This is a genomic window from Neisseria oralis (assembly GCF_045062685.1).
Taxonomy (GTDB): Bacteria; Pseudomonadota; Gammaproteobacteria; order Burkholderiales; family Neisseriaceae; genus Neisseria; species Neisseria oralis.
In genome coordinates, this window is record NZ_JBJGEB010000063.1 from 1 (window position 1) to 268 (window position 268).

Annotated in this window: 1 protein-coding gene; it reads right to left on the reverse strand. The window is 57.5% G+C overall.

What is annotated here, in order from left to right; all coding sequences use genetic code 11:
• Positions 1–268: SGNH hydrolase domain-containing protein (locus tag ACI43T_RS12095; protein ID WP_405387366.1), on the reverse strand; the 268-nt coding region annotated here is incomplete at both ends.

Here is a 268-nt window from a genome sequence, read left to right on the forward strand (position 1 = left end):
TTCTTCGGCATAGCGGTAAACGGCGCGGCAGGCGGCCCAGTTTTGGAACACGCGGGACGCGTAGCCTTCCACATAGGCGCAAGCGTCGGCGGAAACCATAGTGGCGGACCATTTTTCTTTTTTGCCCACGGCATCGAAGAATGTTTTGTAATGGTCGGCGTGGGAGTCGCCCAAAACCAGCAGCTCCGGCTGTTTTTCCGTATCCCCCCACAGGCATTGTTTGCCGGTATTGTTGTGGCAGGAGGTGTTGGAACGCGTCAGCCCCAAG